Below are 12,281 nucleotides of genomic sequence, written 5' to 3'. Positions count from 1 at the left end.
CTGCTCGGGTGGGGTGCTCAGGTCAGCGGGGTCCGATCAGGAGAAGAGGCGCGGGCCGCAGTGCGGCCACTGGCCGGCGCCGGAGCGCTGGTAGAGCAGCTGCGCACGGTAGGTCTGCTCGTCGGCCGAGGCAGCGGCGGGGTCGCCGGTGCCGCCGACAGCGTTCCACGTCGCCTGCGAGAACTGGTACATGCCCCGGTACTTGCCGGTGCCGCTCACCGCGTTCGGGCGGCCGCCGGACTCGCACGCCGCCAGCGCGGCCCAGTTCAGGCCGTCGGCGCTGGGCTTGTTGGTGGGGCGCGGCTTGGTGCCGACCGTGACCAGCTCGTCGACCGGCTGCCGGGTGACCGTGGTGACCAGCTGCTCGCGGGCGGTCTCGACGCCGTCGGTGACGGTGACCCGGTAGGTGGTCACCTGCTCCCCCTCGACACCCTCCTGGGTGACGGTGTCGTCGCCCTCGAGGGCGTCGGGGTCGGGGGTCTCGACCGTCCGGTAGTCGATCGGCACGGGGACGGCGACCTCGCTGACCTGGACGCGGAAGACCTGCAGCCGCATGCGCGCCAGGAGCGCCTGGTCGGGGTACATGCTCGCGCGGTCGGTCGCCGCGAGCACGACGCCCTGCTCGGCGAGCAGGTCGCCGGCGGTGGCCGCGGTGGTGGTGACCACCCGCTCCTGACCGTCGACGACGAGGGTGACGTCCTTGGGCGTGGTGATGGACAGCGCCATGCCGTCGAGCGGGAGGCGCTCGCTGCGGCTGGCGGAGACGACGAGGTCGTCGGCGCGGTAGCCGAGCTGGGCGAGCGCCTCGTCCACCGACAGCGCCGTCACGTAGACCTCGCTCTCGACGCCGTCCACGGTGAGCGTGAGCGGGCGGGCGCGGTTGAGGACGACGGTGTCGCCGTCGGCGACCGGAGCGGCGGTGTCCGGGAGGACGACGTCGTGCGACTGCGTCTGCAGCCCCTCCTCCTCGAGCACCTCACCGACGGTGGCGGCGTAGGTGCGGACCTCTCGCGCCTGCCCGTCGACGGTCAGCGTCAGCGACTTCTGCGCGGCGAAGTAGGCCAGGGAGCCGCCCACGAGTCCGAGCAGGACGAGGGCGAAGAGGACGGACTTCAGGGCTCGGGGCACGACTCTTCCAGGGCTCGAGGACCCGGGAGGAGCGCACGCAGGCACACGCCGGCTGGCGGGTACCGAGCGCGATCCGGCGCGGACGGCAGACGACCGGGAGACGGAGCTCCCGGTCGCGGTGCCCTCCGGGTCGGTCCCCACCCCGGCTGGTCACGACACGATAACGGACACGATGTGTGTGGCGACTGTGCGCGACGAGTGAACCAGCGAGGTGATCTGTCGACTCGGGGACGCGCCGACACGGTCGGTGACGGACGCGCCGGTTGGGACGGGTGTGACAACTGCGCAGCGTGAGGTCGGCGAGGTGATCAAGGCCACGGTGCCGGCAGCGGCACCGTGGCCCCGATGGCACCGGCCGCCCCGCGCGGCGGTGCGAGGAGTGGGGCCGGAGGGTCCCCGACGAGCGGCCGGGCTGGGCTCAGCTCAGGCGGGACGGCACCTGGACGCGGTGTCGGCCGGTAGGCCGACAGATCACACAGTCAGCGCGCGGTCGTCGACCCGCACCGGCTTGAGCCAGGTGACCAGGAAGACGGCGAGGGCGAGGCCCGCGGCCAGGGCGGCGAAGCCCCCGGCGACCAGCGCCACGGGCAGCAGGTCGAGGCCCCGGCTCACGCGGTCGCCGAGGTCGATGCCCGCCGCCAGCAGCAGGGCGCCCAGCGGCAGGAGCGCGAGCACGCTGACGGCCGCGGCGACCAGGTGCGCCGTCCAGGTGCGCAGCGCCTCGTCGACCGGCACGTCGGCACCCTCGGCGGGCAGGGGGCGCACCAGGGTCCGCAGCAGCGCCACCTCGGCGAGCGCCCAGGCCAGCACGGGAACGGCGACGGCGACCCAGCCGACGGTGTCGGGGAGCTCGCCGCGCTGCCACATGAGGACGGCGGTGGCCACCTCGGCGGCGACGACCGCCCGCATCGACGAGAGCAGCACCATCGAGATCAGCTCGGACTGCCGCGGCCGGCGGGCCGGGGAACTGGTCCGCCAGCGCGGCCGGGGGCGGGTCGCCTCGGCGAGGACGACACCCAGCAGCAGCCCGAGGACCAGGGCCGGCAGCCAGAGGAACACCGACGCCTCGGCGAACAGCACGATGCTGGCGCCGATGCCGACCACCCCGAGGAGGAGGCCGAGGCGGCGCACCCGCCGTCCGTGCTGCGCCTGACGGCCCAGCACCGCCACACCCTCCGGCGTGGGGGTGGTGAACCCGACCGCCGCAGCGGCGACGGCACGACGACCGGCGGCCAGGGCCCAGGCGCGGGCCAGCAGGACACCGGGGACCAGGACGGCGATGAAGAGAACGACGGCGATGAGGCGGCCCACGCGGTCCAGTGTGCCCCTCCGATGCCACCGTCGGCCCCGCTACAGGGGTCCCGCCGAACGCCAGCGAGGGGTGGGGGGGCAGGGGGTCCTTCTGCTACCAGCTGCCGAAGACGCGCTCGGCGGTAGCGGTGAGGTGGGCGCAGAGCTCCTCGAGCGCCACGCCGGTCACCTCGGCCAGCGCGAGGACGGTGTGCGGCACCAGCCGCGAGGCGTTCGGCCGCCCGCGGTACGGCACCGGGGTGAGGAACGGCGAGTCGGTCTCGACCAGCAGCTGGTCGACCGGCGTCAGCGCTGCCGCCTCCCGCAGGTACCCGGCGTTGGCGAAGGTCAGCGTGCCGGCGAAGGAGAGCACGAAGCCCCGCTCGACGCAGGCCCGGGCGAAGGCCGCGTCGCCGGAGAAGCAGTGCATGACGACGTGCTCGGGCGCGCCCTCGTCGTCGACGACCCGGAGCACCTCGTCGTGCGCGTCGCGGTCGTGGATGACCAGCGCGACGCCGCGCTCCCCGGCGATCCGGATGTGCGCTCGGAAGGACGCCTCCTGCGCCGCCCAGCCGTCGGGCCCGGTGCGGTAGCGGTCCAGGCCGGTCTCCCCCACCGCCCGCACCCGGGGCAGCGCCGCCAGCCGGTCGATCTCGGCCAGCGCGTCGTCGGTGGCCGCGCCCTCGCCCGCCTCGTTGGGGTGCAGGGCGACGGCGGCCAGCACGTTGGGGTGCCGGACCGCGAGCTCGGCCGACCACTGCGACGACGGCACGTCGACACCCACCTGCACCAGCCGCGGGACGCCGACCGCGGCGGCCTCCGCGATCTCGGCGTCCACGGCGTCGTCGTCGGCGGGCTCCTCGGTGCGGAAGCCGTTGAGCACGATGTCGAGGTGCGTGTGGCTGTCGACGGCCGGCGCCGGCAGCGGCTCGGGGGACGGCGGCACCTCGCCCCGCCGGTTGGCGCGGGCGCTCGCCGACCGGCTCACGCACCGCTCCCCGCGCCGGCGGTCCCCGCGGGGATCGCCGTCACTGGCCGCCCTCGAGCCGGGCCAGCTCGTCGGCGACGATCGACTCGTCGAGCTTCCGGAACACCGGGGTGGGCGGCGACAGCGGCGTTCCCGGCGGCAGCGGCCGGGACGCCCACACCGCCTGTCCCGCGGAGTGGTCGCCGGTGATGATCGGGTACGGCGAGCCGTCGTCGAGGTCGGTGACCTCCTCGATCCGCGGCGCCGGCGACCACACGCCGGTGCCGCCGAGCAGTTCGTGCACCTTCTGCGCCGAGTGCGGCAGGAACGGGGTGAGCAGCGCGTTGCAGTCGCTGACGGCCTGCAGCGCGGTGTGCAGCACGGTGTCCCGGCGGGCCGGGTCCTCCTTGAGCTTCCACGGCGCCTGGTCGGACAGGTACTTGTTCGCCTCGCCGACCACCCGCATCGCCTCCGCGGCCGCGGCCTTCTGCCGGTTGCGCGACAGCAGCTCCCCGACCGGCCCGAAGGCGCCCGAGGTGGCGCCCAGCAGCGCGCGGTCGGCGTCGGTCAGCTCACCCGGCGTCGGGACGGCGCCGACGTTCTTCGCCGCCATCGACACCGTGCGGTTGACCAGGTTGCCCCAGCCGGCGACCAGCTCGTCGTTGTTGCGGCGCAGGAACTCCGCCCAGGTGAAGTCGGTGTCCTGGCTCTCCGGCCCGGCCGCGGCGATGAAGTAGCGCAGCGCGTCGGCGTCGTACCGGGCCAGGAAGTCGCGCACGTAGATGACCACCTGGCGGGAGGAGGAGAACTTGCGCCCCTCCATGGTGAGGAACTCGCTGGAGACGACCTCGGTGGGCAGGTTGAGCCGGCCCAGCGAGCCCGGCGTCCCGCCCTTGTCGCCCTCGCCGTTGTAGCCCAGCAGCTGCGCGGGCCAGATCTCGGCGTGGAAGACGATGTTGTCCTTGCCCATGAAGTAGTAGGCGTCGGCGTCCGGCGTCTGCCACCACTGGCGCCACGCGTCGTCGTCCCCGGAGCGGCGGGCCCACTCGATGGAGGCCGACAGGTAGCCGACGACGGCGTCGAACCACACGTAGATCCGCTTGTCGGGGCGGTCGCGCCAGCCGTCCAGCGGCACCGGGACGCCCCAGTCGATGTCGCGGGTGTAGCTGCGCGGCTTGAGGTCGGTGAGCAGGTTCTTGGCGAAGTTGAGGACGTTGGGCCGCCACCCCGTGCGGCTGTCCAGCCAGTCCCCCAGCGAGCGGGTGAAGGCCGGCAGGTCGAGGAAGTAGTGCTCCTCCTCGACGAACTTCGGGGTCTCGCCGTTGATCCGGCTCCTCGGGTTGATCAGGTCGACCGGGTCGAGCTGGTTGCCGCAGTTGTCGCACTGGTCGCCGCGGGCGCCGTCGTAGCCGCAGATCGGGCAGGTGCCCTCGATGTAGCGGTCGGGCAGGGTGCGCCCGGTCGACGGGCTGATCGCGCCGAGCGTCGTCCTCGGGAAGACGTACCCGTTCTTCAGCAGGCCGAGGAAGATCTCCTGGCTGATGGCGGCGTGGTTGCCGGTCGTCGTCCGGGTGAACAGGTCGTAGCTCAGCCCGAGGCTGGCCAGGTCGTTCACGATGATCCGGTTGTTGCGGTCGGCGATCTCCCGCGGGCTCACGCCCTCCGCGTCGGCGGCGACGGTGATCGGCGTCCCGTGCTCGTCGGTGCCGCTGACCATAAGCACCCGGTTGCCCACCATGCGGTGGTAGCGGCTGAAGACGTCGGAGGGGACGCCGAAACCGGAGACGTGGCCGATGTGCCGCGGGCCGTTGGCGTAGGGCCAGGCCACGGCGGTCAGGATGTGCCGATCACTCACGCGGATGAGCCTAGGCGGCGGCGTCCAGCCGACTCAGTGCTGGCTGGTGCCCGCCGTCGCCGGGGCGTCACCGGTCGACCCCGGGACCGGGGTGGCGACGGCGACGGCGACCAGGGCCAGCCCGATGACGGCGAGCGTCGCGATGCGGGTTCTCAGGCCGGCGGCGGGCGGCTGGTCGCGGCGCGCCGGGGCCCGGGGGGCCTCGGCGACCCAGGCGACCGCCGACGGCGCACCGGCGAGCAGCAGCTTGCCGACCGGCAGGCCGAGGGTCAGCAGCGCCAGCGCCGGCAGTGGCAGGCCCACCGGCAGCGCGTCGAACAGGGGCGTGATGAGGGCGAGCGCCAGGAGGGCACCCACGAGCGCGATCTCCGCGGTGGCCACGACGGTGTAGACCCGCCGTCCCGAGCCGTCGACCAGCATCACCCCGCCGCCGGCGCAGAGCACCACCCACCCGGCGAGGAGCAGGAGCACGCCGGCGACGACCGGGCCCGCCGGCCGCAGCGCGGACAGCAGCAGGCCGTCCAGCCCGGTCAGCCCGCCGGCGAGCAGCGCCACCGCCTCGGCCACGCCGACGGCCGCGGCCGCCAGCACGGCAGCCGGCGGACGGCGCCGGTCGGTGGACGACGGCGCGCGCGGGGTTCCGCGCGCGTCGAGGACGGTGCTCGCCACGGGTGTGCTCTCCCTGGCCGGGGACGTCGGTCACCGGTCGGGTCGGCGCGGGCGGCGGGCGGCTGGAGGTGCCGGCCGGGCGCCCTCACCCCTCCGAGGGGGTCAGCGCGGCGGCTCGCCCACGTCGGCGGGACGGCGCTCGCCGGTGGCCATCCGGCTCCGGCTGCGGCTGTAGGCGAAGTAGATGACGACTCCGGCCGCCATCCAGATGAGGAAGCGCAGCCAGGTGTCCGTGGGCAGGTTCGCCATGAGCCACAGCGAGGCCAGCGCCGACACGATCGGCAGGACCGGCACCCACGGCACCCGGAAGGTGCGGTGCAGGTCGGGGCGGGTGCGCCGCAGCACCCAGACGCCGATCGAGACGAGGAAGAAGGCGAACAGCGTCCCGATGTTGACCAGTTCGGCGAGCGCGGTGAGCGGGACGAACCCGGCGAGCAGCGCGACCACGATGCCGGTGGCGATCGTGATCCGGTACGGGGTGCCGTACCGGGGGTGGACCTTCGCCAGGGCCGGCGGCAGCAGGTGGTCGCGGCTCATCGCGAACAGCACCCGGGACTGACCCAGCATCAGGATCATCACCACCGAGGTGAGCCCGGCCAGCGCGCCGATCGAGATGACGCTGGAGAACACCGGCCACCCGTTGGCCGAGAAGGCGCCCGCGAGCGGGGCGGTCGCGCTGAGCTCGGTGTAGTTCTGCATCCCCACGACCACCAACGACACCGCGACGTACAGCGCGGTGCAGATCGCCAGCGACCCGAGGATCCCGCGCGGCATGTCCCGCTCGGGGTCGCGGGTCTCCTCCGCGGCGGTGGCCACGATGTCGAAGCCGATGAACGCGAAGAACACGATGGCGGCGCCGGCGAGCACGCCGCCCCAGCCGAACGTGCCGGGGCTGAACCCGGTGATCACCGAGATGAGCGGCGTGTGCAGCCAGCTGTCCTCCCCCGGCGCCGCGGGCTGCGCCGGCGGGATGAACGGCGTGTAGTTCTCGGCCTTGGTCAGGAAGAAGCCGACCGCGATCACCAGCAGGACGACGACCAGCTTGATCGCCACGATGATGGCCGTGACGCGGGACGAGAGCTTGATCCCCAGGATCAGCACGCCGGTCATCGCGAGGGCGATGAGGATCGCCGGGATGTTGACCGTCGCCGTCTCCCCCGCGATCGACGTCGGCAGCGGCGTGCCGATGTCGTCGAGCAGTTGGTTGAGGTAGCCGGACCAGCCGACGGACACCGTCGCGGCACCCAGGGCCAGCTCCAGGACGAGGTCCCAGCCGATGATCCAGGCGATGAACTCGCCGAAGGTGGCGTAGGAGAACGTGTACGCCGACCCGGCGACCGGCACCGTCGAGGCGAACTCGGCGTAGCAGAGGGCGGCCAGCCCGCAGACGACGCCGGCGATGACGAACGAGATCGCCACGGCGGGGCCGGCCTGGTCCCGGGCGACGATGCCGGTGAGCACGAAGATCCCGGTGCCGATGATCACGCCGACGCCGAAGACCGTGAGGTCCAGGCCCGACAGGTTCTTCTTCAGCCGGTGTTCCGGTTCGTCTGTGTCGCGGATGGAGTCCTCGACGGACTTCACCCGGCGGGTGTTGACGGCCACGACGTCCTCGCTCTCCGCAGATCCGGACCCAGCGAGCGTGGCACGGGCGCCGCCGGGCCGCATGCCTACGCTGCCTGCGTCGCCCCGGTCGGAGAGGAGTGCGGATGCCCGGCACGGAGGTCCCCCGCGGGACGTCGCGCGCGCTGCCGACGGAGCTGCCGTCGACCCGGCCGCGACCCGAGGGGCGGCCGCGCACCACGCCGTCCCGGCCGGACGGGGTCGGACCGGTCGTGGACTGCGCCGTCTACGTCGACGGACGCCGCGAGCCCCCCATCGAGCCGCACGAGGCGCTGCGGACCGCGGAGTCGCGGGGCGGCTTCGTCTGGCTGGGGCTCTACGCGCCGACCGAGGACGAGCTGAGCGCCATCGCCGAGCACTACCGGCTGCACCCGCTGGCCGTCGAGGACGCCGTCTACGCCCACCAGCGACCCAAGCTCGAGCGCTACGGCGACGGGCTGTTCATGGTGCTGACCACCGCGCGGTACGTCGAGCACGACCGGCTGACCGCGACCAGCGAGGTCGTGGACACCGGCGAGGTCATGGTGTTCGTCGGCCCCCACTACGTGATCACCGTGCGGCACGGCGAGCACGGCAGCCTCGCCGACCTGCGCCGGGGCCTCGAGGAGCAGCCCGACCTGCTGTGCCTGGGCCCGTCGTCGGTGCTCTACGCGGTCGCCGACAGCGTGGTCGACGCGTTCGTGGAGGTCGCGACCGCGGTCGAGGAGGACGTCGACGAGCTCGAGGCCTCGGTGTTCAGCCCCGACCGCACCGACGACATCGGCCGGCTCTACCAGCTCAAGCGGGAGCTGCTGGCGCTGCGCCGGGCGGTCTCCCCGCTGGAGGTGCCGCTGGAGAAGCTGGCCGAGAAGCCGATCGACGTCGTCCCGGAGGCGATGCGGTCCTACTTCCGCGACGTCGAGGACCACGCCATCCGGGTGCGCGACCAGGTCAACGCCCTCGACGAGCTGCTGACCTCGATCCTGCAGGCGTCGCTGGCGCGCACGTCGCAGGCCGACAACGAGGACATGCGCAAGATCAGCGCGTGGGCCGGCATCATCGCCGTCCCGACCGCGATCGCCGGGATCTACGGGATGAACTTCGAGTACATGCCCGAGCTGCGGTGGCGCTACGGCTACTTCGTGGTGCTGCTGGTGATCATCGGCACCTGCCTGCTGCTCTACCGCGGCTTCAAGCGCAACGGCTGGCTGTGACCCGCCGGCGATGTGCGCTCGGTGTGGTCTCCCGCTGATCGGAGACAACACTCAGCGCACGATGGCCAGTGCCGCTCCGATGCGCCGCACCAGCTCCTCGGGCCGGTACAGGTCGGCGGCGGTCACGAACACCACCCGCCAGCCGGCCGCCTGCAGCCGGTTGAGCCGTTGGCGGTCGCGCGCGAACTGACCGGGCTCGGCGTGCCAAGCACCGTCGTACTCGACGGCGAGCCGCAGCTCGGGCCACGCGAAGTCGACGCGCGCCACGAAGCCGCGAGCATCCCGCACGACGTACTGCGCCACCGGCGTCGGCAGGCCGCCCCGCGCCATCAGCAGCCGCACCCGGGTCTCCGGCGGCGACTCGGCGAGCCCGTCGGCGAGTCGGCCCACCTCGCGTGCCCGCGCACTGCCGGGACCGCGGGCGGTCGCGGCGAGGGCACGCACCGACCCCAGGTCGACGACCCCGGACGCGATGAACCGGTCCACCGCGACGACGGCGTCGTCCCCTGGCAGAGCGGCGGCGACTCGGACTGCCGTCGCCTCCGGCGTCGTGACGGCCACGCCACGACGGCGGAGGACCCACTCGGGAGGCAGCCGGCTCCGGCGCACGCGCAGCCCCGGGACCCGCACCGGGTGGCGGTCGGGCGGGACGGTGAGTTCGACGTCGGCTGCGGCATCGGCCAGGTCGACGTCCCACAGCACCGCAGCGCTGCAGCCCGTCACCACGGAGCCCGGCACGAGCAGCGTCGTGGCCGCACGGGCTCGGAGCGCGTGCGTGATCTCGACGTCGCGGTGCGCGAACACGTCCGGCCACACCCTCCGCCAGGTCGGACCCCTCAGCTGGCTGCGGGTGAGCAGACCCCGTTCGATGACCACCGAGGCGCGGAAGACCCTGCCGCGCAGGGCTCCGGGCACGGAGGGCGGAACGGGCACCGGCGCACCGTGCCGGACCCCGTGCCGGGGCCACGATCCGTCGTCCACAGTCGCGCCGCTGTGCACCGACGGTGGTCTCCCGCTGGCGCGAGACCACCGGACGTGCACACCGGCGGCGGTCAGTCGGACTTCGCGGCGACGACGGCGTCGTAGACCGTGCGGCGGGGCAGCCCGGTGCGGACGACGACGGCCCGGATGGCGTCCTTGCGGGTGGCGCCCGCGGCCTCCTCGTCGGCCACCAGGGCGGCCAGCTCCGCGGGCGGGAGCGACACCGGCCCCGCCGGCGCGCCGCCGACGACCAGGGTGATCTCCCCGCGCACCCCGTCGGCGGCCCACTCGGCCAGCGCCGCCAGCGGGCCGCGGCGGACCTCCTCGTGCGTCTTGGTCAGCTCGCGGCAGACGGCGGCGGGCCGGTCGGCGCCGAAGGCGGCCGCGGCGGCGGTGAGCGCGTCGGCCAGCCGGTGCGGCGACTCGAAGAAGACCATCGTGCGGCGCTCCTCGGCCAGGCCGGCCAGCCGCGACCGGCGCTCGCCCGCCTTGCGCGGCAGGAAGCCCTCGAAGCAGAACCGGTCGACCGGCAGCCCGGACACCGCCAGCGCCGTCGTCACCGCCGACGGTCCGGGCACCGAGGTCACCTCGACGCCGGCGTCGATCGCCGCGCGGACCAGCGTGTACCCGGGATCGGAGACCGAGGGCATCCCGGCGTCGGTGAGGAGCAGGACGGTCCGCCCCTCGGCCAGCGCGCTCAGCAGCCCGGGCAACCGGGAGCGCTCCACCGACTCGTGGAAGGTCACCACGCGACCGGACAGCTGCACCTCCAGGTCGGCGGCCAGGCGGTGCAGGCGGCGGGTGTCCTCGACGGCGAGCACGTCCGCGGTCGCCATCGCCGACCGCAGCCGCGGGCCGACGTCGCCGGGCTGCCCGAGCGGAGCGCCACCGAGCACCAGCCGTCCGACCATGCCCCGAGCCTGTCACGACGATCGCCGTAGGCCCGCCTGCAGGGGCCGCCCCCTGCAGGGTCCCGCCGCGAGCTGGCGGGGGCAGGGGGTGTTTCCACGAGCGCCGGGGGGCAGGCGGGTTGTTTCACTACCCTGGCCGCATGGCGGTCCTGGCTCCCGAGCGCACGGCCCGGGAGCCCGGCGAGACCCGGCCCACGGGGACGCGCCGCCGCGCGCTGCCCCGGCCGCGCCGCGACACCACCCCGCCGCTGCCCGCCGACCGCCGGACCGCCTGGGTGCTCACCGCGCTGCTCGGGCTGGCCGCCTTCGCCCTCCGGCTGTGGGGCATCGGCTACCCGGGCGACCTGCTCTTCGACGAGGCGTACTACCCGCCGGAGGCCCGGGAGCTGCTCGAGTGGGGCCATGAGTACAACCGCGGCTACACGTTCATCGTCCACCCGCCGCTGGGCAAGTGGCTGATCGCCGGCGGCATCGGGCTGTTCGGCTACGACTCCTTCGGCTGGCGGTTCCCCTCCGCGGTCGCGGGCAGCATCGCCGTCGTCGTCCTCACCCGGCTGGCCCGGCGGCTGACCGGCTCGACGCTGCTCGGCCTGGTCGCCGGGCTGCTCCTCGCCCTGGACGGACTCGCGTTCACCCTGTCGCGGATCGGCCTGCTCGACGTCTTCCTGCAGGTCCTCGTGCTGTCCGCGGTGGCCTGCCTGGTGGTCGACCGCGACACGGTGCGCCAGCGGATCCAGGCGCACGGGGTGACGTCCACCGGCTTCCGACTCGGCCCGCGCGGGTGGCGGCTGGCCGCCGGGTTCCTGTTCGGCTGCGCCTGCGCGGTCAAGTGGAGCGGGGTGTACTTCCTCGCCGCCTTCGCGGTGCTGAGCCTGTTCTGGGACCGCGCCGCCTGGCGCGCGGCCGGTGTCCCGCGCCCGACCGTCACCGCCGCGCGGCGCGGCCTGCCCGGGGCGCTGTGGGCGCTGGCCGCCGTCCCGGTGCTGAGCTACCTAGCCAGCTTCACCGGCTGGTTCCTCGGCGAGACCTCGCAGGGCAGGGCCTGGGCGCAGCAGAACCCGGAGACGGCGTTCCCGTGGGTGCCCGACGCGCTGCGCTCGCTGTGGCACCAGCACGCCGAGTGGCTGACCTTCCACAACGGGCTGTCCACGCCGCACCCGTGGGAGTCCGGGCCGTGGAGCTGGCTGGTCAACGGCCGGCCGATCCTGCTGTGGAACCCGCAGGGCCTCACCGACGCCGCGGGCGACCAGGTCATCCGCTACATCCTCATGGTCGGGACGCCGACCCTCTGGTTCGCCTTCGCGCCCGCGCTGGCCTGGCTGGCCTGGCGGCTGGTGGCCCGCCGCGACCCCACCGCGCTGGTCGTCGCCGTCGCGGTCGCCGCGGGCTGGGGCACGTGGTTCCTCAACCCCGAGCGCACGATGTTCGTCTTCTACATGGCACCGGTCCTGCCGTTCTTCGTGCTGGCCGTCGTCCTGGTCCTGCAGGACGTCCTCGGTCCCCCCGGGGCCCCACGGCTGCGCCGGCAGGTCGGCCTGGGCGTCGTTGCCCTCTACGTCGGCGTGGTGGCGGCGACGTTCGTCCACTTCCTCCCCGTGCTCACCGGGGAACCGCTGTCGCAAGCGGAGTGGCTGGACCGCATGTGGTTCCCCTCCTGGTTCTGA

At 74.0% G+C, this 12,281-nt stretch carries 10 protein-coding genes; 2 read left to right on the top strand and 8 right to left on the bottom strand.

What is annotated here, in order from left to right; genetic code table 11:
- Window positions 1–36: 36 nt before the first annotated feature.
- From ACI78Z_RS05610 to ACI78Z_RS05585, 6 genes are all read right to left on the bottom strand, one after another.
- Window positions 37–1,128, bottom strand: coding sequence for a ubiquitin-like domain-containing protein (locus tag ACI78Z_RS05610; RefSeq protein ID WP_457035541.1), 1,092 nt, complete (start codon window positions 1,126–1,128; stop codon window positions 37–39).
- A 471-nt stretch (window positions 1,129–1,599) separates the two neighbouring features.
- Window positions 1,600–2,439: a hypothetical protein gene (locus tag ACI78Z_RS05605; protein WP_457035540.1), complete on the bottom strand. Its 840-nt coding sequence runs from the start codon at window positions 2,437–2,439 to the stop codon at window positions 1,600–1,602.
- 94 nt (window positions 2,440–2,533) lie between these two features.
- A complete protein-coding gene (locus tag ACI78Z_RS05600) occupies window positions 2,534–3,406 on the bottom strand; it encodes a TatD family hydrolase (RefSeq protein ID WP_457035539.1) in 873 nt (290 codons plus the stop codon).
- 40 nt (window positions 3,407–3,446) lie between these two features.
- Window positions 3,447–5,240 (bottom strand): methionine--tRNA ligase, encoded by a 1,794-nt coding sequence (metG, locus tag ACI78Z_RS05595; RefSeq protein WP_457035538.1) that lies wholly within the window; start codon window positions 5,238–5,240, stop codon window positions 3,447–3,449.
- A gap of 33 nt (window positions 5,241–5,273) precedes the next feature.
- Window positions 5,274–5,909, bottom strand: a complete 636-nt coding sequence (locus ACI78Z_RS05590) for a hypothetical protein (RefSeq protein ID WP_457035537.1) — start codon at window positions 5,907–5,909, stop codon at window positions 5,274–5,276.
- A gap of 102 nt (window positions 5,910–6,011) precedes the next feature.
- Entirely contained in the window at window positions 6,012–7,514 is a 1,503-nt protein-coding gene (locus tag ACI78Z_RS05585; protein ID WP_457035536.1) for an amino acid permease, read from the bottom strand.
- 104 nt (window positions 7,515–7,618) lie between these two features.
- Here ACI78Z_RS05585 and corA point away from each other — a divergent pair, with 104 nt between their 5' ends.
- On the top strand, window positions 7,619–8,725 hold the full coding sequence (corA, locus tag ACI78Z_RS05580; protein ID WP_457035535.1) for a magnesium/cobalt transporter CorA: 1,107 nt from the start codon (window positions 7,619–7,621) through the stop codon (window positions 8,723–8,725).
- Window positions 8,726–8,776: 51 nt separating this feature from the next.
- On the opposite strand, the gene ACI78Z_RS05575 is transcribed toward corA, so the two are convergent.
- Both ACI78Z_RS05575 and rsmI read right to left on the bottom strand, forming a co-directional pair.
- Window positions 8,777–9,658, bottom strand: a complete 882-nt coding sequence (locus ACI78Z_RS05575; protein ID WP_457035534.1) for an endonuclease domain-containing protein — start codon at window positions 9,656–9,658, stop codon at window positions 8,777–8,779.
- A 119-nt stretch (window positions 9,659–9,777) separates the two neighbouring features.
- Entirely contained in the window at window positions 9,778–10,617 is an 840-nt protein-coding gene (rsmI, locus tag ACI78Z_RS05570) for a 16S rRNA (cytidine(1402)-2'-O)-methyltransferase (protein WP_457035533.1), read from the bottom strand.
- 140 nt (window positions 10,618–10,757) lie between these two features.
- Here rsmI and ACI78Z_RS05565 point away from each other — a divergent pair, with 140 nt between their 5' ends.
- Window positions 10,758–12,281, top strand: a complete 1,524-nt coding sequence (locus ACI78Z_RS05565; protein ID WP_457035532.1) for a dolichyl-phosphate-mannose--protein mannosyltransferase — start codon at window positions 10,758–10,760, stop codon at window positions 12,279–12,281.

Source organism: Geodermatophilus sp. SYSU D01176 (assembly GCF_054050015.1).
Note: the sequence above shows the minus strand (reverse complement) of the source record. Positions and strands in the feature narration are given on the sequence as shown.